17 protein-coding genes and 6 tRNA genes are annotated in these 26,423 nt (G+C 61.1%); 6 read left to right on the forward strand and 17 right to left on the reverse strand.

Annotated elements, in window-relative coordinates:
• Nucleotides 1–113 precede the first annotated feature (113 nt).
• The 6 genes from KZO83_RS04775 to betI form a co-directional block, all read right to left on the reverse strand.
• Nucleotides 114–3,209: an efflux RND transporter permease subunit gene (locus KZO83_RS04775; RefSeq protein ID WP_247619939.1), complete on the reverse strand. Its 3,096-nt coding sequence runs from the start codon at nt 3,207–3,209 to the stop codon at nt 114–116.
• Nucleotides 3,206–6,340, reverse strand: a complete 3,135-nt coding sequence (locus KZO83_RS04780) for an efflux RND transporter permease subunit (protein WP_247619940.1) — start codon at nt 6,338–6,340, stop codon at nt 3,206–3,208. Before KZO83_RS04780 ends, KZO83_RS04775 begins: the two co-directional genes overlap by 4 nt.
• The gene (locus KZO83_RS04785; RefSeq protein WP_247619941.1) at nt 6,337–7,545 is read right to left on the reverse strand and encodes an efflux RND transporter periplasmic adaptor subunit; all 1,209 of its coding nucleotides are present in this window, start codon (nt 7,543–7,545) and stop codon (nt 6,337–6,339) included. Before KZO83_RS04785 ends, KZO83_RS04780 begins: the two co-directional genes overlap by 4 nt.
• A gap of 239 nt (nt 7,546–7,784) precedes the next feature.
• Nucleotides 7,785–9,467 (reverse strand): choline dehydrogenase, encoded by a 1,683-nt coding sequence (gene betA / locus KZO83_RS04790; RefSeq protein WP_247619942.1) that lies wholly within the window; start codon nt 9,465–9,467, stop codon nt 7,785–7,787.
• 78 nt (nt 9,468–9,545) lie between these two features.
• Nucleotides 9,546–11,015 (reverse strand): betaine-aldehyde dehydrogenase, encoded by a 1,470-nt coding sequence (betB, locus tag KZO83_RS04795; RefSeq protein ID WP_247619943.1) that lies wholly within the window; start codon nt 11,013–11,015, stop codon nt 9,546–9,548.
• A 54-nt stretch (nt 11,016–11,069) separates the two neighbouring features.
• A complete protein-coding gene (gene betI / locus KZO83_RS04800; protein WP_247619944.1) occupies nt 11,070–11,681 on the reverse strand; it encodes a transcriptional regulator BetI in 612 nt (203 codons plus the stop codon).
• 237 nt (nt 11,682–11,918) lie between these two features.
• Here betI and KZO83_RS04805 point away from each other — a divergent pair, with 237 nt between their 5' ends.
• The 5 genes from KZO83_RS04805 to KZO83_RS04825 all read left to right on the forward strand — a co-directional run bounded on the left by KZO83_RS04805 (nt 11,919) and on the right by KZO83_RS04825 (nt 13,659).
• Nucleotides 11,919–12,869, forward strand: a complete 951-nt coding sequence (locus tag KZO83_RS04805) for a choline ABC transporter substrate-binding protein (protein ID WP_040243772.1) — start codon at nt 11,919–11,921, stop codon at nt 12,867–12,869.
• Between the two features lie 93 nt (nt 12,870–12,962).
• A tRNA-Met gene (locus tag KZO83_RS04810) sits at nt 12,963–13,039 on the forward strand.
• A gap of 343 nt (nt 13,040–13,382) precedes the next feature.
• Nucleotides 13,383–13,458: transfer RNA gene (locus KZO83_RS04815), tRNA-Asn, on the forward strand.
• 21 nt (nt 13,459–13,479) lie between these two features.
• Nucleotides 13,480–13,555, forward strand: a tRNA-Asn gene (locus KZO83_RS04820).
• 28 nt (nt 13,556–13,583) lie between these two features.
• Nucleotides 13,584–13,659, forward strand: a tRNA-Asn gene (locus KZO83_RS04825).
• A 19-nt stretch (nt 13,660–13,678) separates the two neighbouring features.
• Here KZO83_RS04825 and ligB read toward each other — a convergent pair.
• Complete coding sequence (gene ligB / locus KZO83_RS04830) at nt 13,679–15,376, reverse strand: NAD-dependent DNA ligase LigB (protein ID WP_247619945.1); 1,698 nt, start codon at nt 15,374–15,376, stop codon at nt 13,679–13,681.
• Between the two features lie 222 nt (nt 15,377–15,598).
• On the reverse strand, nt 15,599–17,665 hold the full coding sequence (locus tag KZO83_RS04835) for a carboxy terminal-processing peptidase (protein WP_247619946.1): 2,067 nt from the start codon (nt 17,663–17,665) through the stop codon (nt 15,599–15,601).
• Between the two features lie 131 nt (nt 17,666–17,796).
• Here KZO83_RS04835 and KZO83_RS04840 point away from each other — a divergent pair, with 131 nt between their 5' ends.
• On the forward strand, nt 17,797–19,095 hold the full coding sequence (locus KZO83_RS04840; protein ID WP_247619947.1) for a M18 family aminopeptidase: 1,299 nt from the start codon (nt 17,797–17,799) through the stop codon (nt 19,093–19,095).
• A gap of 61 nt (nt 19,096–19,156) precedes the next feature.
• Here KZO83_RS04840 and KZO83_RS04845 read toward each other — a convergent pair.
• The 9 genes from KZO83_RS04845 to KZO83_RS04885 all read right to left on the reverse strand — a co-directional run bounded on the left by KZO83_RS04845 (nt 19,157) and on the right by KZO83_RS04885 (nt 26,374).
• Nucleotides 19,157–19,233 (reverse strand) — tRNA-Met (locus KZO83_RS04845).
• Between the two features lie 86 nt (nt 19,234–19,319).
• Nucleotides 19,320–20,411: a redox-regulated ATPase YchF gene (ychF, locus tag KZO83_RS04850; RefSeq protein ID WP_178998124.1), complete on the reverse strand. Its 1,092-nt coding sequence runs from the start codon at nt 20,409–20,411 to the stop codon at nt 19,320–19,322.
• Between the two features lie 129 nt (nt 20,412–20,540).
• Nucleotides 20,541–21,125 (reverse strand): aminoacyl-tRNA hydrolase, encoded by a 585-nt coding sequence (gene pth / locus KZO83_RS04855; protein WP_247619948.1) that lies wholly within the window; start codon nt 21,123–21,125, stop codon nt 20,541–20,543.
• 20 nt (nt 21,126–21,145) lie between these two features.
• On the reverse strand, nt 21,146–21,802 hold the full coding sequence (locus KZO83_RS04860; RefSeq protein WP_040243765.1) for a 50S ribosomal protein L25/general stress protein Ctc: 657 nt from the start codon (nt 21,800–21,802) through the stop codon (nt 21,146–21,148).
• A 117-nt stretch (nt 21,803–21,919) separates the two neighbouring features.
• Nucleotides 21,920–22,861 carry a ribose-phosphate pyrophosphokinase gene (locus tag KZO83_RS04865; protein WP_175575845.1) on the reverse strand — a complete coding sequence of 314 codons (942 nt, stop codon included), beginning with the start codon at nt 22,859–22,861 and terminating at the stop codon, nt 21,920–21,922.
• Nucleotides 22,862–22,924: 63 nt separating this feature from the next.
• Nucleotides 22,925–22,999: transfer RNA gene (locus KZO83_RS04870), tRNA-Gln, on the reverse strand.
• 74 nt (nt 23,000–23,073) lie between these two features.
• On the reverse strand, nt 23,074–23,958 hold the full coding sequence (gene ispE, locus KZO83_RS04875) for a 4-(cytidine 5'-diphospho)-2-C-methyl-D-erythritol kinase (protein WP_247619949.1): 885 nt from the start codon (nt 23,956–23,958) through the stop codon (nt 23,074–23,076).
• The gene (gene lolB, locus KZO83_RS04880; protein ID WP_247619950.1) at nt 23,955–24,599 is read right to left on the reverse strand and encodes a lipoprotein insertase outer membrane protein LolB; all 645 of its coding nucleotides are present in this window, start codon (nt 24,597–24,599) and stop codon (nt 23,955–23,957) included. Before lolB ends, ispE begins: the two co-directional genes overlap by 4 nt.
• On the reverse strand, nt 24,596–26,374 hold the full coding sequence (locus KZO83_RS04885) for a tetratricopeptide repeat protein (protein ID WP_247619951.1): 1,779 nt from the start codon (nt 26,372–26,374) through the stop codon (nt 24,596–24,598). The genes lolB and KZO83_RS04885 overlap by 4 nt, the downstream gene beginning before the upstream one ends.
• Nucleotides 26,375–26,423 lie beyond the last annotated feature (49 nt).

Below are 26,423 nucleotides of genomic sequence, written 5' to 3' on the forward strand. Positions count from 1 at the left end.
CTCGTGTCGCCACGACTAGTCATCCATGGTGGAAGCTGTCATTTAGGAGGGAAGCTTTCATGCAAGATTGACGAGAGGCCCCGCGCCGCCCGAGGCGGTACGGGGCAGTCAGGTCAGGTCGTGGGCTGCGAAGCGTTTTCGAGTCGAGCCGGGCGCAGTCGGCGATGTAGCCGGTCGAGGTAGAGGTAGACCACCGGGGTGGTGTAGAGCGTCAAGACTTGGCTCAGGATCAGGCCGCCGATGATGGTGATGCCCAGCGGTGCGCGCAACGCGGCGTTTTCATCGGTGCCCAGTAGTAGCGGAATCGCGCCGAGAATGGCAGCGAGCGTGGTCATCATGATGGGACGAAAGCGTACCACGGCCGCTTCGCGTATGGCATCGAGCGCGCTCAGGCCGCGTTCGCGTTCGGCACTGACGGCGAAGTCGACCAGCATGATGGCATTTTTCTTGACTACGCCGATCAGCAGAATGATGCCGATCAGGGCGATGAGCGTGAACGGTGTATCGAGTAGCATCAAGGCGAGCAGTGCGCCGACCCCGGCCGACGGCAGGGTGGAAAGAATCGTTAGCGGGTGAATGTAGCTCTCGTAGAGAATCCCCAGCACCAGATAGACCGTCACTAGCGCGGCCAGGAGCAGCCATGGCATAGCTTGCATGCCGCTCTGGAAGGCACCTGCACTGCCCTCGAAATCGACCTGCACGGCGGTAGGCAGCCGCAAGTCGTCCACCGTCCGGCGGATGCGCTGGGTAGCATCGCCGAGCGTGACGCCGTCTTCGAGATTGAACGATACCGTGGTGGAGGCGAACTGGCCCTGATGGTTGACGCTCACCGGCGTGGTACTTTCCTCTAGATGACTGAACGCCGACACGGGAATCGCGTCGCCTGCGTCGTTGATGACGTGGAGTCGTGAAATGGCTTCCGGCGCGCTGCGGTGTTCGTCACCTACCTCGAGGATCACGTAGCGCTGATTGTCGGCGTCAAACAGGCTGGTGATGCTGCGTTGCGCGAAGGCATTACCGAGCAGTGTGTCCACGTCCTGCATGTCGACACCGAGGCGCTTGGCGGTATCGCGATCGACGTTGAGTTCCACGGCTTGGCCCTCGCCCTGGCTATCGCTATCGACGCCGGTCAGCCCGTCGACATCCTGCATGGCGTCACTGACGCGCTGCGACCAGGTATCGAGCAACGCGAGATCGTCGCTCTTGAGGGTGATTTCATATTGCGTCCCCCTGTTTTCGCGACCGCCGATGCGAATGTCTTGCAGGGCCATCATCGAGGTGTTGACGCCGGGAATATCGCCCATCGAGGCACCCAGACGATTGCCGATGGCTTGCGTGCCCGCTTCGCGTTGGCCTTCCTCGAGGGTGATGAACAAGGTGGCGGAGGCGCCCCCACCACGACCGCCCATGAAGCCCAGCACACTATGCACCTCGGGCGCGTCGGATAAACGCTCGCGAATGGTGCGCAACTTGGCGGACATGGCATCGAACGACAGACTCTGGTCTCCGCGCACGAACCCGATCAGTCGTCCGGTGTCCTGCTCGGGTATGAAACCCTTGTCGACGGCGACGTAAAGGTAACCGTTGAGCACGATCACGCCGAGCAGCGAGAGTAGCGTCAAGCACCGATGGCGCAGGGCAATATCCAGGCTGCGCGTATAAAGTCGCTGACAGCCCTGACCGAAAGCGAGCAAGGCCGTCTCCCATCGCGGGGGCTGGCGCTCGCGTCCCGGACGTAACCAGCGTGCACAGAGCATGGGCGTCAGGGTCAACGAGACCACCAGCGAGACCAGCACCGCGAGTGACAACGTCATCGCAAATTCGAAGAACATGCGTCCGATGAAACCGCCCATGAACAGCAGCGGCAGGAATACCGCCACCAGAGACACGCTCATCGAGGTCACCGTGAAGCCTACTTCGCGTGCGCCTTGCAGGGCGGCTTGTCGGGATGGCATGCCTTGCTCGATATGCCGGGCAATGTTCTCGACCACGACGATGGCATCGTCGACGAGAAAGCCGATCGATACGATCAGTGCCATCAGCGATAGCGTGTCGAGCGAAAAGCCCATGACATGCATCATCGCGAAGGTGCCGATCAGCGACACGGGAATCGCCAGGCTGGGAATCAGCGTGGCGCGGGCATTGCGCAGGAACAGGAACACCACCAAGACCACCAGCGCGATGGCCAGCATCAGAGTGAGCTGTGTCTCATGCAAGGAGGCGCGTATGCCGGGAGCACGGTCGAGCTGCACGCTAAGCGAAGCACTTTGTGGCAGCTGACTTTCGATGGACGCCATGCGCTCGCGGATGCCGGCGATGGTGTCGATGACATTGGCGCCGCTGCTGGCACTAATGATCAGCAGCACGGCCGGTTGCTCGTTCTGAAAGCCGACGTTGTAGCGGTCCTCCACGCCGTTTTCGATATCGGCGACATCGCTCAAGTGCATCACGGCACCGTCCTCGCCGCGCGCCACGATGAGATCTTCGAACGCCTCGGCTTGCATCAGCTGCGAGTCGGTGTCGACTTCCCAGCGTGTGGCGGGGGACGCCACGAAGCCGGTGGGCGTGCTGGTGGTGGCACTGCGTATTGCATTGGCCACGGCCGTCAATGATACGCCCGCATGCTCGAGCCGACGCGGATCGAGTGATACGCGCACCGCCGGGGACGAACTACCGCCAACATTGACGTCGCCGACACCGGGAACCTGCAGGATCGGCGGCGCAATGCGTTCGTCGGCGAGTTGATAAAGCTCGCTGGTGGGCAGCGTGTCGGAGGTGACCGAGAGAATCATGATCGGCGCGGCCGCCGGGTTCATCTTGCGATAGCTGGGGCGGCTGGTCATGGCGCTGGGCAGCAAGGGTTGGGCATCGTTGATCGCGGCTTGTACCTCGCGTGCGGCGTCGTCGATATCCTTGTCGAGATCGAATTGCACGACCACGCGCGTTGAACCGTCAGAACTGCTCGAGGTCATCTGCGAGATGCCGGAAATGGTCCCTAGCGAGCGCTCCAGCGGCGTGGCCACGGTAGACGCCATGGTCTCAGGGTTGGCGCCGGAGAGACTGGCGTTGACCACGATGGTAGGAAACGACACGTTGGGCAGCGGCGCCACGGGCAGACGCTGGTATGCCAGTAGCCCCAACAGCACGATGCCTAGCGCCAGCAGCGCGGTGCCCACTGGACGACGCACGAAGGGACTGGAAACGCTCACGCATCCACCTCGGTATCCATGGCGGTGTCATGCGCATCGCCACGCCGGCGCCAGCGTTCGGACAATCGGTCGAAGAACAGATAGATTACCGGCGTGGTGAAAAGTGTCAGCAGCTGGCTCAGCAACAGACCCCCGACCATGGTCATGCCCAGGGGGCGCCGTAACTCGGCCCCGTAACCGCTGGCGAGCATCAGCGGCAGTGCTCCGAGCAGGGCGGCGAAGGTGGTCATCATGATCGGCCGAAAGCGCAGCAATGCGGCGCTATGAATCGCGCGATATGCCGACATGCCTTGCGTTCGCTGCGCCTCGAGGGCGAAGTCGATCATCATGATGGCATTCTTCTTGACGATGCCGATCAGCAGGATGATGCCGATGATAGCCACCATGCCCAGGGCGTTGTTACTGAGCATCAGGGCCAGCAAGGCGCCGATGGCCGCCGACGGCAGGGTCGAGAGAATCGTCAACGGGTGGATGTAGCTCTCGTAGAGCACGCCGAGCACGATGTACATGGTGATGACGGCGGCGGCAATCAGCCATAGCGTGTCACGCGTCGAGGTAGTGAACGCCAGGGCGGTACCTCGAAAATCGAGCTGTGTGTCGGCGCTGAGGACGTCATCGCGGGCCGCTTCGACGGCATCGAAGGCATCCGACAGCGAATAGCCGGGCGCGGCATCGAACGACATCAATGCCGAAGGGAACTGATTGAGGCGTTGACGCGATAGTGCGGTGGGTTCTTCCTTGACGCTGACCAGACTCGACAGCGGCACCATGGCGTCGTCACTGCCGCTGACATATAGCCGGGAAATAGCCTCGGGGCCGGCGTCGTCGCCATGCGCTGCGCCCAGCACCACGCGATACTGGTTGGATTGGGTGAAAATCGTCGAGATCAGGCGCTGGCCGAAGGCATCGTAGAGGGCGTCGTCGATGTCGGCGACCGAGATGCCGAGCCGGCTGGCGCGCTCGCGGTCGATACTGACCTCGAGCTTGCGACCCGCGTTCTGAAGGTCGGTGGCGATATGCGCGATGGCCGGGGCATCCTCGAGACGTTCGGTCATCGCCGAGACGTCGTGCGCCAATTGGTCGCGATCGCCCTGGGTCAAGGCGAACTGGTACGGATAACGGCTGACGGTGTCTTCCAGCGTCAGGTCTTGCACCGGTGTCAATGCCAGGTCGATGCCAGGGACATCGGCAGCGGCATCGAGTAGCCGCGAGACGATGGCGTCCAAGTCGGCGTCGCGCGCGTCCAGGTCGGCCAGGTCGATTTGCAGCCGGCCGCCATTGAGCGTGGTGTTGGTGCCGTCGATACCGATGCTCGAGGCAATATTGGCCACGGCGGGATCGGCCAACAAGCGCTCGGCCAGATCCTGCTGACGCGCCGACATGGCACGGTAGGACGTCGTCTGCGTCGCCGTGGTGATGCCGCGCAAGGTGCCGGTATCCTGAGTCGGGAACAACTGCTTGGGCGTCATCCAGAACAGCACGGCGGTCAGCACGAAGGTTCCCAGTGCCATCCATAGCGTCGCCGTCTGGTGCCTGAGCACCGTGTCCAGGGCGCGTTCGTAGCCACGCGTGAGGCGTCCGAAGAGGCCTTGGCGACTGCGCACCATGGCTTCGTCGTCGAGGGGCTGAGCGTCGCCCTCGGCATCGCGGGTGCGGCGCCGCAGCCAACGCGCGCAAAGCATCGGCGTCAGGGTCAGGGAGACGAACGCCGAGATGACGATGGAAATCGCCAGCGTCATGGCGAATTCACGAAACAGCACGCCGACCACACCGCTCATGAACAGCAACGGGATCAGTACTGCCAGCAGCGATACCGTCAGCGAAAGGATGGTGAACGCGATCTGGCGCGATCCCTTGAGTGCTGCCTGCAAGGGCGTTTCGCCGCGTTCCAAATAGCGTGTGATGTTCTCGAGCACCACGATGGCGTCGTCGATGACGAAGCCGGTAGCGATGGTCAGCGCCATCAAGGTGAGGTTGTTGAGACTGAAGCCGGCCAAATACATGGTGCCGAAGGTGCCGACGAGCGACAACGGTACGGCCAGGCTGGGGATCAGCGTTGCCGGTAGATTACGCAGAAACAGGAAGGTAACCATGATCACCAGCGCGATGGCGAGGACCAGCTCGAACTGCACGTCCTCGACGGCGGCACGGATCGTGGTGGTGCGATCGCTCAAGATGTCCACGTCGACGTTGCCCGGCAAGCTCGCCGATAACGCCGGCAAGCGACGCTCGATATCGTCGACGACGCCGACCACGTTGGCGCCGGGTTGACGCAGGACATCGACCAGAATCGTCTTCTCGCCATTGGCCCAGGCCCCGAGTTGGGCGTTTTCCGCGCCGTCCTCGATGCTGGCTACATCGCTCAATCGCAAGGGGGCGCCATTCTCGTACTTGAGAATGAGGTCGCGATAGCCTGCCGCGGAGGCCAACTGGTCGTTGGCCTCGATGCTATAGGCGCGGTAAGGACCATAAATGGTGCCCTTGGCCTGATTGACGTTGGCGCTTTCCACGGCGCCACGCACGCTGGAAAGATCGAGCCCGTGCGCGGCGAGCTGGCGCGAATCGACATCGATTCGCACGGCGGGTCGATTGCCGCCGGACAGACGTACCTCGCCGACGCCGCTGATCTGGGCGAGTTTCTGCGCCAGGCGGGTATCGACCAGGTCGTGGACCTTGGTCAACGGCAAGCTATCGGACGTCACGGCCAGTGTCAGTACCGGCGTATCGGCGGGGTTGACCTTGCTATAGCTCGGCGGACGAGGCAGGTCGTCGGGCAGCAGGGTTTCCGCCTGGTTAAGAGCGGCCTGTACTTCCTGCTCGGCGACGCCCAGGTCGCCATCGAGACCGAATCGCAACGTGATAAGCGACGCGCCACCGGTACTGGTCGAGCTCATGTCCTCGAGGCCGGCGATTTCTCCCAACTCGTCTTCCAGTGGTGCGGTGACGTGGGAAAGCATGACATCTGGGCCCGCGCCGGGGTACAGCGTGGTGACCTGAATGGTAGGAAAGTCGACTTCGGGCAGCGACGATATGCTGAGCAGCCGGTAGGTAAAGGCGCCGGTGATAAGGATGGCCAGCATCACCAGAGAGGTGGCGACCGGACGTAGAATGAACAGCCGCGATGGATTCATGAGGCGTCTCGCGACGTCTGCGTGTCGGCGTCATCGTCAGCCGTCGAAGAGGCGCGGGTTTCTCCCGGTAGGGCGTTGCTGACGACGCGTACCTTGGCACCGTCGCGGAGGCTATCGACGCCGTCCACGACCACGCGCTCGCCTGCCGAGACGCCGCTGGCTAGGGCGCTGCGATGATTTTCGCTGGCACTGACGACGACATCGTGGCGGGTCACCGTGTCATCGTCGCCGACGACATACACGAACAGGCCGTCTTGACCGGTCTGAACGGCAGGCGCGGGGACGATGACGCGGTCACGCAGCGTGTTGACCGTCAGCCGCACGTCGACGAAGGCGCTGGGGTAGAGGCGGTCCGCTGCGTTGTCGAAGCGCGCGCGGAGTCGCACGGTGCCGGTGGCGGTGTCGATCTGGCTGTCGATGCTGGTCAGTTGTCCTTCGAGGCGTTCGTCACCCACCGTGGTCACCGAAACGCTGGGCGCGTCTCCTGACGCCAGTTGCTCGCGCAGCGTCGGTACGTATTGGCTGGGCAATGAGAAGACTACCGAGATCGGATCGAGCTGGGTGAGCGTGGCAATGGGATCGTCGTCACCACTGCTGACCAGGTTACCGGGATCGACGTTGCGGATGCCGATGATGCCGGCGTTGGGCGCAGTGATGTCGGTATAGTCCAGCTGCACTTGGGCGCTATCGATATCGGCTCGGTCGCTGGCCACGGCTCCTTGGTATTGGCGGACTAGTTGGCGCTGCTGTTCGAGTTCCTGACGGGAGATCGACTGACTCTGCGCCAAGGTCTCATAGCGCTCGAGATCCTCGCGGGCCGATTTCAATTGTGCCTGGTCCTGGACCAGTTGCCCTTGGGCAGCCGCTAGCTGAGCCTGATAGTCACGCGGATCGATGGTGGCCAGGCGCTGTCCTTTCTCGACATGCTCACCTTCCTCGAAATCCACCGTGAGCAGTTCGCCTTCGACACGCGGATAGACATCAATGCTCGATAGCGAACGCACGGTGCCTAGTGCGCCGACGGTGATCTCGAGATCGCCGCGTTGGGCCTCGATAGCTGCCACGGCCGCGCTCCTGTCGCGACCAGCACTGGCTGGCGCGTCGCTTGACTGATCGTCGCTTTGCCAGTTGGGGAACCACCATAGCGCGAGGGCGATCAAGACGACGATGAGTAGGGCGATCCAGAGACGACGAGAGTGGGGCATGACGGGGCATTGATCCTTGTCAGAGACATTCCGGCGCAGAGGCCGCGCGCGTTTTGGGCGGACGCGAGTCACCGGGATAAGAGGCGCATTGTAACGAAAGGTTCCTGTTAACGACGAATCGGTTGGACGATCGTGCACAGTCTAAGGGGGCGGTGGGCAAGAATTAAGGAAGGATAATGCAAAAACACCCGATGCACGTGCATCGGGTGTTCGAGGCGGACGTCATTTCATAAGCAGCGTCATGCCTTGCGGCGTGCCGGTGCGTCATGAGCGACGTAGTAATCGACCTCGGCGGGCGGCAGCGGATCGCGCCCGCGCACCTTGTCGGCCATTTTTTCGGCGATCATGATCGTCGGTGCGTTGAGGTTGCCGGTGGCAATCACGGGCATGATCGAGGCATCGATGACGCGCAGCCCTTCGAGACCATGTACGCGTCCCGCGCCGTCGACGACGGCCATCTCGTCATCGGCATTGCCCATCTTGCAGGAGCCGGCGGGGTGATAAGCGGTCTCCGCGTGCTGACGCACGTATTCGTCGAGCTCCGCGTCGCTTTGCGCATTCGGCCCCGGCGAAATCTCGCGGCCGCGATATTCGTCCATCGTTGGCTGCTCGATGATCTCGCGCGTGATGCGGATCGCGTCGCGGAATTCCTGCCAGTCCTTTTCCTCGGACATGTAGTTGAACAGGATGCTGGGCGCGGCGTTTGGATCGCGGGATGTCAGGCGGATCCGTCCACGGCTCATGGAGCGCATGGAGCCGACGTGGGCCTGAAAACCATGGGCCTGCACCGCGCTCTTGCCGTTGTAACTGATGGCGATCGGCAAGAAGTGGTACTGGAGGTTGGGCCACTCTTCCTGGTCGTTGGTACGAATGAAACCGGCCGCCTCGAACTGGTTGCTGGCGCCGACACCCTTGCCGAAGAAAAGCCATTCGGCACCGATCTTGGGCTGGTTGTACCACTTGAGCGCCGGATACAGCGAAATGGGCTTCTTGCATTCGTACTGGATGTACATTTCCAGGTGATCCTGGAGGTTTTCGCCGACGCCTGGCAGCGCGTGTACCACGGGAATGTCGAATTCCTTGAGGTGCTCGGGATTACCCACGCCGGAGCGCTGCAGGATCTGCGGTGAGGCGATGGCACCCGCGCACAACAACACCTCGCGACGTGCGCGAACACGCTGGGCCTGGCCCTTGCGCTCGTAGCTCACGCCGACGGCGCGCTTGCCCTCGAATTCGATGACATCGGTCGTAGCGTGCGTCTCGATCGTCAGGTTGGGGCGTTGCTTGGCGATATCCAGATAGCCGCGCGCCGTGGAGGCACGACGACCGTTCGGCGTCGTCGTGCGGTCCATGGGACCGAAGCCTTCCTGCTGGTAGCCGTTGACGTCTTCGGTGGCCGGGTAGCCGGCCTCGATGCCCGCACGAATGAAGGCGCCGTAGAGCTCGTTGTTGCCTTCCTTGGGGGTGGCCACCGACACCGGGCCATCGCCGCCGTGGTAATCATTGGGCCCGATGTCGCGCGTCTCGGCACGCTTGAAGTAGGGCAGGCACTGCAGGTAGTTCCAGTCCTCCAGGCCCGGCGTCTTGGCCCAGTTGTCGTAATCCAGCGCGTTGCCGCGTAGATAGCACATGCCGTTGATCAGCGATGAACCGCCAAGCCCCTTGCCACGACCGCACTCCATGCGACGGTTGTTCATGTGGGGTTCGGGATCGGTCTCGAATGCCCAGTTGTAACGCTTGCCCTGCAGTGGATACGCCAGCGCTGCGGGCATCTGCGTACGAAAGTCGAAGCGATAGTCGGGGCCGCCGGCCTCGAGCAGCAGGACCTGGACGTCGGGGTCCTCGGTCAGGCGAGTGGCGAGTACGTTGCCGGCAGAACCGGCCCCGATGATGATGTAATCGAATTCACGAGCCTGGGTCATGAGCGGCCCTCCTTCACGTGGTCGAACGAATGACAGGAATGCACCCGTGGCCGGCTGGCGCCGACCACGGACGCTGCATCAGAACACGGCGGGGAAGGGCCCCATTTCGATCTGTACCGATTTGATCTGCGTGTACTGATCGAGCGACGAGAGACCGTTTTCACGACCGATGCCCGATTCCTTGTAACCGCCCACCGGCATTTCCGCCGGTGAATCGCCCCAGGTATTGATCCAGCAGATGCCGGCCTGCAGGCGATGAATGACGCGGTGCGCGCGGTTCAGGCTTTCGCTGAACAGGCCGGCGGCAAGGCCGTAGCCGGTGTCATTGGCGCGACGAATGACTTCTTCCTCGTCGTCGAAAACCAGGACCGACATCACCGGGCCGAAGATTTCCTCGCGCACGATGCGCATGTCGTCGCGGCAATCGGTGAAGACCGTCGGTGCGGCCCACGCACCCTGAGCCCAGACTCCCTGGTTCCAGCGGCCACCGCCGACCAGCAGCCGAGCGCCTTCCTGGGCGCCAAGATCGATATAGCTCTGCACTTTTTCCTGGTGCTCGAAGCTGACCAGCGGACCGAAGTTGACCGCCGGATCCAGCGGATCGCCGGCCTTGATGCGTTCGACGCGCTCCTTGATCTTGGCTTCGAAGTCCGCCTGCACCGAGCGCTGCACGAAGACGCGGGTGCCGTTGGTGCAGACCTGGCCGCTGGAATAGAAATTGGCCAGCATCGCCGCGTCGGCGGCGCGTTCCAGGTCGGCGTCCTCGAAGACGATCAACGGCGACTTGCCACCCAGCTCCATGGTGACTTCCTTGAGCGTCGACCCTGCGGCGGCGGACATGACCTTCTTGCCGGTGCCGGCTTCGCCGGTGAAGGTGATCTTGTCGATGTCGGCGTGATTGGTGAGCATCTGCCCGACGCGCCCGTCACCCTGGACGACGTTGAATACGCCATCCGGTAGGCCGGCTTCGGTGAGAATTTCCGCAAGTTTCAGGGTGGTCAGCGGTGTGACCTCGCTGGGTTTGAAGACCACAGCGTTACCCGCCGCCAGTGCCGGCGCGGATTTCCAGCAGGCGATCTGGATAGGATAGTTCCAGGCGCCGATGGCGCCGATGACGCCCAGCGGTTCGCGACGCGTGTAGAAGAACGAATCCTCGCGTAGTGGGACCTGGGTGCCTTCGATGGAGGGCGCCAGGTTGGCGTAGTATTCCAGCGAGTCGGTACCGGTGACGATGTCCACGGCTTGCGTTTCGCTGATCGGTTTGCCGGTGTCCAGTGTTTCGAGGTGGGCCAGTTCATCATTGCGTTCGCGCAGCAGCGCGACGGCGCGATGCAGGATACGGCTGCGTTCCATGCCGTTCATTGCTGCCCATGTACGCTGGCCTTCGCGGGCCGAGGCGACGGCACGATCGACATCGTCCTGAGAGGCTTGCTGGATGCTTGCCAGCACACTGCCATCGACCGGATTGATCGTGTCGAATGTCTCGCCGGATGTAGCGTCGACGAATCGGCCGCCGATGTAGAGCTTTTGAGTCTCGAAAGTGGCCATGGGGTCCTCCCGTGTCGTGAATGTGTCGTGAATGGAAAGTGTCGAGGCCTGGCGTCAGGCATTTATCGGCGCTTGAGTCGTGGCATGAGCGAGTTGCTCTTCCACATAGTCATAGGCCAGTTGTCGCGCTCGGTCGACATCGATGCCTTGTGGCGCGAGTGCGCCGCGTAACCAGAGCCCGTCGATCATTGCGGCCAGACCGCGTGCTGCCTGCTGTGCGTCGGGCCTTGGCAGGCAGCGTTGAAAGTGGTGACAGATGTTTGAATATAGTCGCCGATCATTGACGCGCTGCAAACGCTGCAGATCGGGACGGTGCATGCTGACCGACCAGAAGGCCAACCAGGTCTTCATGACGATCTTGTTGACCTGGCTGCGGTCGAAGTTGCCGTCGATGATGGCATGCAGATGTTGACGTGGGGACTCGACATCGTCACGGGCACGCCGTCGTGCGACGGCGTCGCCGAGGTCCCAAAGAATCTGACGCATGGTCGATTCGAGCAACCCGTCCTTGCCGCCGAAATAGTGGCTGATGATGCCCGCCGAGACGCCGGCACGCTTGGCGATCCGCGCGATGGTGGCATCCGCTAGGCCGACGTCGTCGATGGCTTCCAGTGTTGCTTGAATCAACTGGCGACGGCGAATGGGTTGCATACCGAGCTTGGGCACCGAACATTCTCCTTTGCTGACGTTCGGGGTAGTCCAATGGTGCACCTCATGAGCTACCCGTCGTCGAATCATTATGGAATTTTTTTATTGAACGTTCAATCAATAAAAAATCTGCTATCTTTCCTATGGTAAATGAAATCCATAGTGGAAAAGAATCGCCGAATTCATTTAGCATAAAAAAACGTTATTGAATCGTCATTCAATGACTATATCAACATCAACGCAAGGGAGAGTTCCATGTCTAACAAGACTCCATTGATCGCGCTGCTGGGTAGTGCCACGTTGCTTTCGCCGCTGGCCATGGCCGACACGCCAGAGGAATGTCAGCCCGTGCGTTTCGCCGAAGTCGGCTGGACGGATATCACCGCTACCACCGCATTGACGCGTGAGGTGCTCGAAGGGCTGGGGTATGAAACCACCTCCGATACCGTTTCCGTCCCCGTCGCCTACGCCGGCATGAAGAATGGCGACTTTGATGTATTCCTGGGCAACTGGATGCCGTCGATGGCGTCGATCAGCGACGAGTACATCGACAAGGGGCAGGTCGATCGACTGGGCGCGAACCTCGAGGGCGCCAAGTACACCTTGGCGGTACCGCAATACGTCTATGATGCCGGTGTCACCTCGGTCGAAGACCTGGATGATCATGCGGACCAGTTCGGTAGCCGTCTGTATGGCATCGAAGCGGGCAACGACGGCAACCAGATCATTCAGCAGATGATCGATGACGATGCCTTCGGCTTGGGCGACTGGGACCTGATCGACTCGTCCGAATCGGGCATGCTCGCCGAGCTTAACTCCCGGACCCAGAGCGATGAATGGATGGTGTTCCTCGGTTGGGAACCGCACCCGATGAACACCAACTACGACATAGCCTATCTGAAAGATGCCGATGACTACTTCGGCCCTAATCTAGGCGGCGCCACTGTGTATACCAATACACGTGCCGATTACGCCGAGGCATGCGGCAACGTGGGCGAATTGCTCAATAACTTGAGCTTTACTTTGTCCATGGAGAACAAAATCATGGGTGCGATCATGGATGACGGCGAAGATCCGCGCGATGCTGCCCGTGCTTGGCTCCAGGACAATCCGGGCGTGCTCGACGAGTGGCTCGATGGCGTGACCACCGTCGAGGGCGAGTCTGGCCTGGATGCCGTGAAGCGCGAGCTCGACATCGACGCCTAAGCGTCGCACCTTGTCACTGCCATGGGCTTGCCAAGCGGCAAGCCCATGTGCATAATTCGCCCCCGTCGCCAAGCTTCCTGCTATGCGATGTGTGGCTACGTAGCTCAGTTGGTTAGAGCACATCACTCATAATGATGGGGTCCCCTGTTCGAGTCAGGGCGTAGCCACCACTCCCATTCCGCAAGTCCCGCTAAATTTCCTGCTTGCCTAAGCAGACCCTCTGTGTTGATGAATCTCGTTGGCGTTTTGCTGTGCTTTGCGTTCCGCGGAGCGTGTTGCGTCTGTATATCCGTCGCATGGCGCGCTTGATGGGTGAGTCCCATCGCCGTCGTGAATTCGCCGGGGGAGGGATAATCCCCTTGCGGCGCATCGTCGTCTTGCCCTGCGTCGCTAGGTGCCTGTTTCAATAGAAGAATGAGCGCGGGCTAAGGCGGCGATCTGGCAAACGAATTCACTTCCAGCCTTGACGCCCTCGAACTAATCCGTATACTACGCCGCGTGCTCCGGCATCGTTCCCCGATAGCTCAGTTGGTAGAGCAAATGACTGTTAATCATTGGGTCGCAGGTTCGAGTCCTGCTCGGGGAGCCAATACCGGATCGCGCTCGGCGATCCCCGATAGCTCAGTTGGTAGAGCAAATGACTGTTAATCATTGGGTCACAGGTTCGAGTCCTGTTCGGGGAGCCAACTTCCCGCCGAGTGACATCGCTGATATTCCCCGATAGCTCAGTTGGTAGAGCAAATGACTGTTAATCATTGGGTCACAGGTTCGAGTCCTGTTCGGGGAGCCAGGCGATATGTTGTACTTCACTAACGCGCATCGTTGACCGTCTCGGTCGTCCCTTCCTCGCGCGATATCCTATCTTTGTGCAGTGATCTCAATAAGCGTCGTATTTCTGGATGGTGGAAAAACTCCTCCAGTTGTTTCGCGCGCGTTTCTCCAATACCTGAATAACGCTGCCAGTCGGATGGTGCCCATCGTGTGAGCTCACGTATGTCGTGTTCTGCGAGTATCGCCTCAAGGGCGTCCTGCGGGATGGCGGGCAGCCCTAGCGCACGCAGCCATCGGTGAGGAGAGCGTTTATCGGCCGTCGCGAAGCGAGCGCGCCAGTCATGTGCGGTCTTGGTGCCGACGCCGGGCAGTTTCTCCAGGGTTCGAGAATCTAACGTGCGCCAGTCAAGTAGCCCCTCTATGAGCCCGGCGTCGACTAATTGGCGCCATGTAGCGGGGCCGATGCCTTCGAAGTCCAGGCCGTTTTCACTCCCCAGCCATTCGAGCCGAGCGAGGAATTGCTCGCGGCACTTCGGTGTCAGGCGTAGGCATGACAGGCGGTCGTAACGGTCGGCATCGGGTGCCGCGACTGGTGGACGCGGTCGCTTGCGTATGATCACGTCTTGGAGCTGAGGGATGGTCAGACCGGCCAAGCGCAATCTGACTTGATCGCCAGGGCGCACATCCGTAGTGCGCCAATGCGGCAGTGAGCCAAGGCTCACGTGGGTGATGCGCTTGTCGCCAAGCATGACCGGCGTCAAGGTGGCAACGGCGGTGATGCGTCCGGTGCGACCCACCGTGAAGTCGAGGGCGTCGATGTGTGCGATCGCTTGCTGGGCGGGGTATTTCCAGGCCATGGCCCAGTCGGGTGGCGAGGCTTCCCATTCGTTTCCGTCGGGCCGGTCGCCACGCTTGACGACGATACCGTCGGTGGCGAAGGGCAAGGCATGGTCATACCAGTAGTCGCGCCACCGGGCGACGTCTTCCGGCGTAGTGACGGCGTGCGTGGTATCGGCGACATCGTCGAATCCCCAGTCAGCCAGCATGGCAAGACGCGCGGGCATGGTGGCTGGCCCGTCGGGCCAGGCCCAGACGTACAAGCCAATCTCCTCGCCTTGGCGATCCGTCAGTGAATCGCGAGCCATCAGCCCGGCAACACGGGCGCGTGCGCCGTCGAGGCCATCACGGGATTGAGTGTGGGCGTCGCGGCGTGCATAGAGCTCGCCCTGCAAAATGACGCGTGAGGGGGCCGTGTCGGGAAGCTGCAATGGGATTGCCGCGATGTGCGACGCCTTGGCAAGCCAGTCTTGTCCTTCGAGGCCATCGCCACGGCTGATGGCCGCCACCAGGTGCGATTTCCGGTACATGAGAGTGACGGCGACGCCGTCGACTTTGGGCTGTATCCACAGTGGATGGTTTGTCTGCTGGGTGATCCAGTGTGCCACAGCAGCTCGGTCGGAAAGCTTGTTCACACCGGTCTGCGGGATCGGTTGGCGTTGCGAGCCGCTCGGTTCATGCAAGGTGATGTGCGAGACGGTCAAGGAAGGAAAGCAGCGCGCCCAGCGGGCGAGTTGGCGCTTGGCGGAGTCGTAGGTGCCATCGTCGACCAGGCGCTGTCCTTGGTGATAGTAGGCTTGGTCCCAACGCGCGAGTTGGGCATTCAGCGCCTGGTAATCTTCTTGCAGTGTTTCGGGTGGCTGTTGAGGGCACGTCGACGCCGATGCGGGGGTGCCCATGGCGAGAACATAGGCAACGAGACCCTGCAGGAGCCAGCGTCTCGAGAAGTGAGGAATGCTACAGAGTAAAAGAGATAAGGCGCGGCGGGAAAAGCGGCAAAAGGCGAGCATGAAGTATTCATCGTTTCCAATGTTTAGATAAAGCTCATTTAACTGGAAACGATGAAAAAGGCCAACCCTTGCGACGAGTATTGCCGCCGGCAAATGCCGGCGGCATGATGTTTACCGCGTTTCTTTCAAGTGCGCATAGTCGAGTAGGATTTTCGCAGCTTCAATGACTTGTGCGCGATCGACAGGCTTGTCGTCCTCTTCCTTGTCTTCTGGATCGTCACTCTCACGGGCATCGGTCCATTCCTCGAGCTGATCGAGGCCCAGCGCCTTGCGGCGTTGATTCTCCAGCGAGAGTTGCTCGGCCTCCTGGGCCTCCATTTCCCGTTGGCGCTGCTCGCGGTTCAAGCTGATGCTGGTCCGTTGTTCCTTGAGTTGCTTGACCAGCGTGGCCTCGCGTTCGAGATAGACGAAGTTGGGGTCCTGCTTGGCGCGTTCGTCATGCTCCGCTTGCAGCGTATCCAGATAGCGTTGTGGCTCGCCGTATCGCCGGTATTGCACGGGACGTACCTTGTCCCAGGGCAGGGCGTTATCGAGTGCGCTTTCTCCGATTTCGTCCATGCCGATGAGGCTGGGGAAGGTGATGTCTGGTTCGACGCCGCGCAATTGGGTGCTCTCGCCCGTGATGCGGTAGAACTTGGCGCGGGTCAGCTTGATCTGACCATGGCTGAGGTCATTGAGCGTCTGCACGGTCCCCTTGCCGAAAGTCTGGTTGCCGACGACTAGGCCGCGGCCGTAATCCTGAATCGCGCCCGCGAAGATCTCTGAGGCAGACGCCGAAAGACGGTTGACCAGTACGGTCAGCGGCCCGTCGTAGTGGGCGCCACGGTCGGAGTCGCCGTAGAGGTTGATGCGGCCGCGGGCATCGCGTACCTGCACGGTAGGGCCCCGATCGATGAAGAGCCCGATCAGCGAGTTGGCTTCCTGTAGGGCGCCACCGCCGTTATTGCGCAGGTCCAGGACGATGCCTTCGACGTTTTCCTGCTTGAGTTTGTCGATTTCCTTGGCGACGTCACGCGTGCTGCTGCGGTAGTCGCTGTCACCGGCCTGCCAGGCATCGAAATCGACATAGAAGGTGGGCACGTCGATCACGCCGACCTTGTGATCCTTGCCATCGCGGGTCACGGTCACGACCTCGCTCTGGGCTGCCTGATCCTCGAGCTTGACGGTGTCGCGGGTGATGCGCACCGTGTGCGTGCGCGTCACGTCGACGGCTTTGGCGGGAATGACGTCGAGCCGCACGGTCGAGCCTTTGGGGCCACGAATCAGGTCGACGACCTCGTCGAGGCGCATGCCCACGACATTGACCATCTCGCCATCCTCGCCTTGTCCTACCGCAACGATACGATCGGCGGGCTCCAAGGCGTCACCCTTGTCGGCGGGACCGCCGGGCACCAGGCTGGATACCTTGACGTATTCGCCTTCGCTTTGCAGCAGCGCGCCGATGCCTTCGAGCGATAGCTTCATCTGGATATCGAAGGATTCGCTCTGACTGGGCGAAAGATATTCGGTATGCGGATCGACGGTGCCGGTGACGGCACTAAGGAACATCACCAGGACGTCTTCGGCGTTGGTCTGTTCGACGCGCGAGAGCTGGTTTTCGTAACGATCGCGCAGCGTCTTGACGATGTCCTCGGCGTTATCTTCCTCCGGGGCACTGAGAGATTGGGTCAGTGCGGCATTCTTGAGGCGCTTTTCCCAAAGTCGGTCGAGCGCGTCCTGCCCCTGGGCCCAGGATTCGTCTTCACGGTCCAGCGCCAGGCGCTCGTTGCCCTGATAATTGAAATCGCTGCCATCATCGAGACGCTCGATCATCCATTTCAGACGTGCCTCGAGACGTTCCTGGTAGCGTGCGTAGAGTTCGTAGACGCGTTCAAGCTTTCCCTCGTCGAGCGCCTCGTCGAAAGAAGAAGCGAGATCGTGGAAGTCCTTTACGTCACGCGATAGTAAGTAGGCGCGTTGGGGGTCCAGTACATCGAGGTAGCGCTGAAACGCTCTCGAAGACCACTCATCGTCCAGATTGATATCGGCGTAATGTCCATATCGCAGCGATTCAGCGACTTCCGCCGCTGCTTGCCGCTGTTCGTCGGTGGGTGTTGGGGCATTGGCCAATGCCGGGGCACACACCACCAGCCACAGTGACAAGATCGCCGCGCGCCGAGCGGCTGCAAACAGGCTCATTAATCAAGCACTCCCGGTTTCATGTACACTCTCGTTCCCAGATTGCCGGTTCCTTGAGTTGAGTTTTCTCAGACCGGACTGGCATTGTAGCAGTCTGTATCATCCGTCACAGACACTTCTCCGAGGACGCCATGGCTCACGCCCCCACCCTTGATCGCTTGTTACATTTTCTCGAACGTTCTCCTACGCCTTGGCATGCCGTCGACAATATGGCTAGGCGGCTCGAGAAAGCGGGATACCGTCGCCTCGAGGAAACCGAGGCTTGGCAGTTGGCGCCTGGCGAGCGCTTTTACGTTACCCGCAATGATTCGTCGTTGATCGCCATGCAGGTGCCGGAGACGGCCCTGAGCGAATTGCGCATGATCGGGGCGCATACCGATAGTCCGGGACTTCGGCTCAAGCCCCAGCCGGTGGTCACCGGCAACGACTGGCTTCAACTGAGTGTCGAAGTCTACGGCGGTGCGTTGTTGGCGCCTTGGTTCGACCGAGATTTGGGCCTGGCCGGGCGTGTCCATGTACGGCGTGAGGATGGGCGACTGCAGGGCGTATTATTGCACGTTGATCGCCCCATCGCGATCATCCCTAGCTTGGCAATTCATCTCGACAGGGAGGCGAATAATGGGCGTGAGCTGAACGCCCAGACACAGATGCTGCCGGTCATGCTGCAGGGCGGTAGCGAGCCCGACCTGGAGAAGTGGCTCAAGCGCTGGCTGTATGAACAGCATGGTTTGGAAAACATCCAACTGATGGATTATGAACTCGCTCTCTATGACATGCAGCGGCCGTCGCGTGTGGGGGTCGAGGGCGAGCTGATCGCCAGTGCGCGTCTCGATAATCTATTGTCGTGCTTTATGGGTATCGAAGCGCTATTGGCCAGTGATGGTCAGCAAGGCGCGGTATTCGTCGCCAACGATCATGAAGAAGTGGGTAGTGCCAGCGCCAGCGGCGCCCAGGGCCCTTTTCTGGGGGACGTGCTGCGCCGCGTGCATGCTCAATTGGGCGAGGGGGGCGAAGACGGTTGGGTGCGTCTAATTCAAGGGTCGCGCATGATCTCCTGCGACAATGCTCACGCCCTGCACCCTAACTTCCCCGAAAAGCATGATGCTCACCACGGCCCGACACTCAACGGCGGTCCGGTGATCAAGGTCAACGCCAATCAGCGTTATGCCACCAATAGCGCCACGGCGGCGATGTTCCGGGATATTTGTCGCGAGGCGGGGGCGCCGGTCCAGACGTTCGTTACTCGCGCCGACATGGGATGTGGCAGCACCATCGGGCCGATCACCGCCACCGAACTCGGGGTGCCGACGCTGGACGTTGGGGTCCCGCAGTGGGGGATGCACTCGATTCGCGAAACCGCCGGCAGCCGTGACGCCGACTATCTGATTCGTGCGTTGACGGTTTACATCAATCGCGCCGAGCTGAGCTAGCCCGGATACCAGCGTACGAAAAAGCCCGCCAACACGAATGTTGGCGGGCTTTTTTATATCTTGGTGGCTACGCCCTGACTCGAACAGGGGACCCCATCATTATGAGTGATGTGCTCTAACCAACTGAGCTACGTAGCCGTTAAGTGCGGGCGAATATTACGTGTAACTCCCTGATGTGTCAACTATTCGTTGCCATTAAGCCGCTCGGCGGCTCTTGGATACGACTAGACGTTGAAACGGAAATGCACGACATCCCCATCGACGACGATGTAATCCTTGCCTTCCAGACGCCATTTTCCAGCATCCTTGGCGCCTTGCTCGCCGCCCAGTGTCACGAAGTCGTCATAGCCGACCACTTCGGCGCGGATGAAACCTTTCTGGAAGTCGGTATGGATCGCGCCAGCGGCTTCCGGGGCAGTGGCTCCGATAGGCGTGGTCCAAGCGCGGACCTCCTTGACTCCCGCGGTGAAATACGTCTGTAGGCCGAGAAGGGCGTAACCGGCGCGAATGACCCGATCGAGGCCAGGTTCTTCCATGCCCATTTCCTCGAGGAAGGCGCTGCGCTCCTCTTCATCGAGCTCGGCGATCTCGGCTTCGATCTGGTTACATACTGGCACCACCACGGCGCCTTCCTCGGCGGCGATCGCATGAACGGTATCGAGATAGGGATTGTTCTCGAAGCCGTCCTCGTTGACGTTGGCGATATACATGGTGGGTTTCAGGGTCAAGAAGCCGAAGCTCTTGAGCTGGCGTTGCTCGTCGTCATCGAGGCCGAAACTGCGTAGCGGCTGGCCTTCGGCTAGATGGGGCTGGATGCGGTCGAGGATGGCTTTGGTGGCCATGGCCTCCTTGTCGCCGCCCTTGACCACGCGTGCGAGGCGTTGGATGGCGCGCTCTACGGTATCCAGATCGGCAAGCGCGAGTTCGAGATTGATGGTCTCGATGTCGGCGCGGGGGTCGACCTCATTGGCGACGTGGATAACATTGTCGTTATCGAAGCAACGCACCACATGCGCAATCGCCTGGGTCTCGCGGATATTGGCCAGGAACTGGTTGCCCAGTCCTTCGCCTTTCGAGGCGCCCGCGACAAGGCCGGCGATGTCCACGAACTCCATGGTCGTCGGAATGACCTTCTGCGGTTTGACGATGGCCGCAAGCTTATCCAGACGCGGGTCCGGCATGGGGACGATGCCGACATTGGGTTCGATGGTGCAGAAAGGAAAGTTTTCGGCGTCGATTCCCGACTTGGTCAAGGCATTGAACAGTGTGGATTTGCCGACATTGGGAAGGCCGACGATACCGCAATTGAAACCCATGGGATCTTCCTGAATCGTATGCGAAAGGGCGTGATGAACGTGGCCCGCATTCTACCGATGTGGCGGGTGTGGGGCTATGGGCGCGAGGCGGCTGTCGAAAAGAAGCCGTGTTTAGCCGTTGAAGCCTATTTAGCCGTTGAAGCTATGCAAGCGATTCATGGCGCTTGCCCAGTCGCCAGCGACAACGTCGGGGAGTGTGCGCAGGCATTCCTCGATGGCGGCATCGATGGCAGTGCGTTCCGCCTTGCCGGGGCGTCCGAGGACATAGTTCGTCACTTGCTTGGCCGAGCCCGGATGGCCGATGCCAATGCGCAAGCGATGGAAGGATTTGTCGTTGCCCAAGGCACTGACGATGTCGCGTAAACCATTGTGGCCGCCATGGCCACCTCCGTGTTTGTAGCGTGCCGTACCCGGAGCGATATCGAGTTCGTCGTGGGCGACGAGAAGTTCGTCAGGGGATATCTTGAAGAACTGGCAAAGCGCGGCGACAGCCTTGCCGCTGCGATTCATGTAGGTACTGGGCACCAACAAATGAAGATCATGGCCAGCGTAATGGACCTTGGCATAATGCCCAAGGAATTTACGCTCGGCCCGTAGCGGGGTCAGGCTGTCGCGCGCCAGGGACTCAACGGCCCAGGCGCCCGCATTGTGTCGCGTGGCATCATATTCGGAGCCTGGATTGCCCAGGCCGATCAACGCTTTGACGTGACTCATGCGGGCCCCTAGAAAACCGATTACTCGGTTTTTTCGCCGTCTTCTGCGGCGGCGTCGTCACCGCCTTCTTCGTCTTCTTCGTCACCTTCGGTGCCGGTATCGGCACGCGTGACGCTAACCACGCCGAAGTCGTGCTCTTCGCCATGGCTCAGGGCGACCAGAGATACGCCTTCCGGCAGCGGCAGATCGGACAGGTGCAAGGTCTCGCCGAGTCCGAGGGATGCCACATCGACTTCCAGGTACTCGGGAAGCTTGCTGGGCAGGCAGCTGATCTCGACGTCGTTGGCCAGCACGTGTAGCACGCCGCCTTCTTCCTTGACGCCCTTGCACGCGTCTTCACCGTTGACGTGCAGCGGCACGTTCATGGTGATTTCGTGTGTAGCGTCGACACGCATGAAGTCGGCATGGGTCACCAACGCCTTGTACGGATGGCGCTGGATATCACGGATGATGACCTGCTCCGACTTGCCTTCGAGATCGATGTTGATCACGGACGAGAAAAAGGCTTCATCCTCGATGGCCTTGTAAAAGGCGGGCTTATCGAGGGTGATCGGCTGCGGCGTCTTGTCGCCACCGTAGATGATAGCGGCAACTTTCTGGTTCTCACGACGCAGGCGGCGGCTCGCACCTTTCCCCAGGTCGTGACGAACCTTGGCGGATAGAGTGAATTGGGACATTGATTGTCACCTCATAGGTTATGTAAGGAAAGCGGCACCGCCCGCGACCAGGCGATGCCGATTCCGTGAGGGCCTCGCGGCCCGCGTATCCGTGCACGCTCTCTGAGGCTGATTGCCTCAGTGGAACATGGCACTGACGGATTCTTCATTACTGACGCGGCGAATGGCTTCCGCGATCAGTCCCGCGACCGAGAGCTGGCGGATCCTGCCACTGCGGGACGCCGTCTCGGAAAGCGGAATGGTATCGGCCACGACGAGTTCGTCAAGTACCGAGCCGACGATATTGTCGACGGCCGGTCCGGACAGGATAGGGTGCGTCGCGTAGGCGACGACACGCCGAGCGCCGTGGCCTTTGAGCGCTTCGGCCGCCTTGCACAAGGTGCCGGCGGTATCGACCATGTCATCGACTACCACACAGGTGCGATCCTGAATCTCGCCGATGATATGCATGACCTGGGCTTGGTTAGCCTGTGGGCGACGCTTGTCGATGATCGCCAGATCGGCGTTGAGCTGTTTGGCGATGGCGCGTGCACGCACCACGCCGCCCACATCGGGGGAGACCACGACGAGATCGTCGTAGTTCTGGCGTTCGATATCATCGAGCAGGATCGGCGAGCCATAGACGTTGTCGACGGGGACGTCGAAAAAGCCCTGAATTTGATCGGCATGCAGATCCATGGTCATGACACGGTCGACACCCGCCTTGACCATCATGTCGGCGACCAGCTTGGCCGAGATCGGTACGCGTGCGGAGCGCACTCGGCGATCCTGGCGGGCATATCCGAAATACGGTACGACGGCGGTGATTCGCGTAGCGGAAGCACGGCGCAGTGCATCCACCATGAGAATCAACTCCATCAGGTTGTCGTTGGTCGGTGCGCAGGTGGACTGCAATACGAAGACGTCCTTGCCGCGAACGTTTTCATTGATCTCGACCGCGATTTCACCATCGCTGAATTGACCGACGGTTGCATGGCCCAGCCGGTTGTCGAGGCTTTCGGCCACCTTGCGGGCGAGTTCGGGATTGGCATTTCCCGCGAACACCATCAATTTAGACACGCGCAGCCACCTTTGGAGTCTTGAGGGATCTCGGAGTGGGATTCGTCGGGCGCTCTGAGAAATTGGCTGGGGTACCAGGATTCGAACCTGGGAATGTCGGTACCAGAAACCGGTGCCTTACCACTTGGCTATACCCCAGCAACACATCGACTCGTTGTTTCGTGTGTCGTATTGCCACATAGAACACGATGCCGATATCAGGCGTCCCCGTATTAGCTCATGAGTGACATTTCATCGTGAATGTCGAGAGCGTCATGGAGGGGGGAAGTGTTGCAGCCGCGTGCCTTGAATGCATGCCAATGGCTATCAACACGGCGCAAAATCCTATCGGCTTGTTGCTCACTCGTCAAGGGACAGAATAGACAGCTTCCTGTCCCCGTCAGCATGGCTGGGCCGAAAGCCGATAACCAGTCGAGCGCTTGCGCGACCTTCGGCGACAAGCACTTTACCGCAGCTTCGCAGTCATTGCGCCAGGCGCGCCCCTGTTCGGCTTCCCCTCGCAGTGCGCGCGCCATACTAATGGGAGGGGTGTTGCGTGTCAATTCAGGGTGGCTGAACACGGCAGGCGTTGCTATTTCTTCTCCTGGGTTGAGGACCACGAACCACGGGGTTTCGAGCGTCACTGGCGTCAGGTGTTCGCCAATGCCTTCCGCCCAGGCGCTTCGGCCGTATACGAAGACCGGGACATCGGCACCCAGCGAAAGCCCCAGCTCGGCCAGGCGGGGTAGCCCCAGTGAGAGTGACCAGAGTCGGTCGAGCGCGAGTAGGGTGGTGGCTGCATCCGAGCTGCCGCCGCCCAAGCCGCCGCCCAAGGGGAGGCGCTTCTCCAGGCGGATGTTAGCGCCCAGTGACGTGCCGCTTTCATGCTGTAGCAGGCGTGCGGCGCGCACGATGAGGTTGGCATCGTGATCGACGCCAGCCATCACGGGCTGTAGTTGGATGACGCCGTCCTCGCGTGGCGCAAAGTGCAGGGTGTCGCCGCGGTCGAGGATTTGGAACAGCGTCTGCAGTTCGTGGTAACCGTCTGCGCGGCGGCCGACGATATGCAGCATGCGGTTGAGCTTGGCGGGCGCGGGCAGGCTGAGTCGTGCCTTCATGAGTCGGTCATGGGCTCCCATTGAGTGACCACGAGCGTAGCGCGTAGCTCGCCGTAGGTCATGACCAGTCGGCGCGGTAGCCATAGCTCGTCGGCGTGCGTCCAATCACGATACTCGATGGTCCAGCCGAATTGCCACAGGCGTTGGGGGAAGTTCAGGTCGTCGTACTCGGTGCGCTCGCTGGCATTGGGGGTGGGCAGGCCGCGGATCCAGTAATCGAGCGCGGAAATGGGCAACGACCAGCCTAACTGCTGTTCCATCAAGGCTTCCGGTGTCTCGGCGTTGAAACGCCCTTCACCGTTGGCCAATGTTACTTTACCGGGGGCGCCTTTCAGGAGGGTACGGCCGGCCCCGAAAGGACCGCTGATCAGAATGCGGTAGGTGTCGGGACGCTGCTGCCAGTCGATATTGGCGCTTTCGGAGCCTTCATCGGTGCGTAGCCCGACCTTGCCGGCTAGGCTCCAGGCGTCGAGTGCTTGCAGGCGCTCGGCTTGAGCGTCCCAATCGCCACGCTCACGGGCTTGGTCGGGCCCCGGAGTTTGGCTGGCACAACCCGCCAGCATGACGATGAGTAGCAGGCTGAGCCAAGCGCGAGGCGCGGTACAGCGATGGCGAAGGCATAATGAGAGAGAGCGGATCATGAGCTGGCTTCCATGTCGCGAGTAGAGTCCGGATCGACGTTGCGGCTCGCATCATTCTCGTCGGCTGGGGCGAGTTCAGGATGTCGACGCAGTAAGTCATCGATGAGCGGGTGCGGAGAAAAGCGCTGTAGCGCCTCCTCTACCAGGGCGCGCGCCTGGTCGTCGCGCCTGGTAGCGGCGAGTACCTCGGCGAGGTGGGCGGCCACTTCCTGGTCAGGCTGGCCGCGATAGGCTTCACGTAAATAAGGTAGCGCTTCTTGGGCGCGACCGAGGTGAAAATAGACCCAGCCGAGACTGTCGAGAATGGCGGGACTATCGGGCTCGAGGCGATGGGCCTTTTCGATGAGCGGTAAGGCCTCCTGATGGCGGCCCATGTCGTTGCTCAGCGTATAGCCGAGCGCGTTGAGTGCTTCGGCATTGTCCGGCTCGCGTTCGATGATCGTACGCAGGTCGGCTTCCATGGTGTCGAGATCGCCTTGGTGATAAGCGCGCATGGCATGCTGGAAGCGTAGATCGGTGGCCTCGGGCGTCTTGGAGATGGCTTCATCGAGCAGTTCGTCGGCGCGTGCGCGTTGGCCTTGGGCGTCGAGCACGTCGAGCTCGAGGCGCAACAGGGCGACGCGTTGATCGGGATGGCGAAGACGTTCGATGCGTAAAAACGCGCTGGCGTCCTGTGCCCGGTCCGCGGCGACCAGCATCTTGGCGGCCTGTGCGCGTGCCTCGATGAAACCCTCGCCGCTGGGTACCTGACGATAGTAAAGCAGGGCGTTGTCGATTTCGCCGGCTTGTTCGGCAATGCTGCCTAACATCAAGTAGGCGGCCGTAGGCGTTTCGTCGCGGTCGAGCAAGGGAAGAAGAATGCGCCTGGCGCCATCGGGATGTGCGGCGTCGAGATAAAGCTGGGCGAGCGCCAAGCGTAGCGACGCCGTGTCGTCATGGCGAGCGAGCAAGCGCTCGACATCCTCGTCGGCGGCTTCGATATCGCCATCGGCGAGGCGCGCCTGGGCCTGGGTCAGGCGCAGGCGGCTGTCGCCGGGAAAACGCTCGAGTCCTTGGCGGGCATAGCGCCTAGCGTCGTCGAGGGTGCCATTGTGCAGGGCGATCATGCTGCGCGTCAGCCATACCTCGGCGGGCGCCTCTGCCGTGTCGGTCAGGCGTGCGAGTCGATCATCGGCGGCTTCGGTATCGCCGCTCGCTGCCTCGAGCTGGGCGGTCGCTAGCTGGGCATCAAGGTGATCGGGATGACGCTCGACGAAATCATGCAGAGGTGCCAGTAGCGGCGTGATGTCGGCATCCTGCTCGATGGCAAGTTCGGCTAGCGCGGCAAGATCTGCCTCGGGTTCCTGCTCGGCGATGCGCAAGCGCTGGGCCAGGGCGGTTTCCCAATCGCCACGTTGTACCGCGAGACTGGCAAGGACGTGGCGCGGCGTGGTGGCGTCGTCATCGAGCTTTTGCCAGCGCAGTGCGGCGCGTTCGAGCAGGGCGCTGTCGTCGGCGTAGCGTGCCGCGAGAGTGGCGCGCTCTGCCAGGGCGGGCGATGCGTAGCGTTCGTTGACATCCAGATAGCCCTCGGCGGCGCGCCGATAATCGCCGCGCTGTCCCGCAAGTTCGGCAAGCAGCAACGATGAAAGGCCCTCGGCATCGAAGCCGTGGGTCACCGGTGGCGCGTTTTCCATGGGGTCATCGAGCGGGATGGCGCTGGGCGTTGTCGGAGCGTTTTGGCAGCCCGCCAGCAGCAACGCCAGGACGGAGGCCAGAGTCAAGCGTATGCGCATGCCATCCTCGAATGTGCGTTTGAAAGCATCAGCATACCGGCTCGATCAG

It is taken from the genome of Chromohalobacter moromii (genome assembly GCF_023091865.1).
Classification (GTDB): Bacteria; Pseudomonadota; Gammaproteobacteria; order Pseudomonadales; family Halomonadaceae; genus Chromohalobacter; species Chromohalobacter moromii.

What these genes read in the sequence shown, in the direction of transcription:
- KZO83_RS04780 (WP_247619940.1), bottom strand. Translation starts at nt 6,340, where the DNA reads ATGAATCCATCGCGGCTGTTCATTCTACGTCCGGTCGCCACCTCTCTG.
- KZO83_RS04785 (WP_247619941.1), bottom strand. Translation starts at nt 7,545, where the DNA reads ATGCCCCACTCTCGTCGTCTCTGGATCGCCCTACTCATCGTCGTCTTG.
- betA (WP_247619942.1), bottom strand. Translation starts at nt 9,467, where the DNA reads ATGACCCAGGCTCGTGAATTCGATTACATCATCATCGGGGCCGGTTCT.
- betB (WP_247619943.1), bottom strand. Translation starts at nt 11,015, where the DNA reads ATGGCCACTTTCGAGACTCAAAAGCTCTACATCGGCGGCCGATTCGTC.
- KZO83_RS04805 (WP_040243772.1), top strand. Translation starts at nt 11,919, where the DNA reads ATGTCTAACAAGACTCCATTGATCGCGCTGCTGGGTAGTGCCACGTTG.
- ligB (WP_247619945.1), bottom strand. Translation starts at nt 15,376, where the DNA reads ATGGGCACCCCCGCATCGGCGTCGACGTGCCCTCAACAGCCACCCGAA.
- KZO83_RS04835 (WP_247619946.1), bottom strand. Translation starts at nt 17,665, where the DNA reads ATGAGCCTGTTTGCAGCCGCTCGGCGCGCGGCGATCTTGTCACTGTGG.
- KZO83_RS04840 (WP_247619947.1), top strand. Translation starts at nt 17,797, where the DNA reads ATGGCTCACGCCCCCACCCTTGATCGCTTGTTACATTTTCTCGAACGT.
- ychF (WP_178998124.1), bottom strand. Translation starts at nt 20,411, where the DNA reads ATGGGTTTCAATTGCGGTATCGTCGGCCTTCCCAATGTCGGCAAATCC.
- pth (WP_247619948.1), bottom strand. Translation starts at nt 21,125, where the DNA reads ATGAGTCACGTCAAAGCGTTGATCGGCCTGGGCAATCCAGGCTCCGAA.
- KZO83_RS04860 (WP_040243765.1), bottom strand. Translation starts at nt 21,802, where the DNA reads ATGTCCCAATTCACTCTATCCGCCAAGGTTCGTCACGACCTGGGGAAA.
- ispE (WP_247619949.1), bottom strand. Translation starts at nt 23,958, where the DNA reads ATGAAGGCACGACTCAGCCTGCCCGCGCCCGCCAAGCTCAACCGCATG.
- lolB (WP_247619950.1), bottom strand. Translation starts at nt 24,599, where the DNA reads ATGATCCGCTCTCTCTCATTATGCCTTCGCCATCGCTGTACCGCGCCT.
- KZO83_RS04885 (WP_247619951.1), bottom strand. Translation starts at nt 26,374, where the DNA reads ATGCGCATACGCTTGACTCTGGCCTCCGTCCTGGCGTTGCTGCTGGCG.